This window comes from Halomonas sp. SIMBA_159 (assembly GCF_046536035.1).
Taxonomy (GTDB): domain Bacteria; phylum Pseudomonadota; class Gammaproteobacteria; order Pseudomonadales; family Halomonadaceae; genus Vreelandella; species Vreelandella venusta_A.
On record NZ_JAWJBT010001845.1, the window covers coordinates 1 to 228 of the forward strand.

1 protein-coding gene is annotated in these 228 nt (G+C 52.6%); it reads left to right on the forward strand.

What is annotated here, in order from left to right:
* Complete coding sequence (locus R0J87_RS25565; protein ID WP_498889816.1) at positions 1-171, forward strand: Gfo/Idh/MocA family oxidoreductase; 171 nt, start codon at positions 1-3, stop codon at positions 169-171.
* Positions 172-228 lie beyond the last annotated feature (57 nt).

The window sequence follows — 228 nt, forward strand, 5'->3', positions numbered from 1 at the left end:
ATTGCCACAGAGCTTGGCGGTTATCAGCATTATTTTGCCGGTGTTGCAGACGCGATTCGTTTAGGCTCTCCGAACCCGGTGTCGGCTGAGGAAGCGTTGCTGAATATCAGGCTGATTCAGCTGGCAATGGAAAGCAGTCGGTTAGGGCAAACCATGAAGGTGGACGCATGAAGCTGACACTGGACATTTTGGCGCAGCAGGAAGCGGACTTGCAGCTTGAGCAGTTTA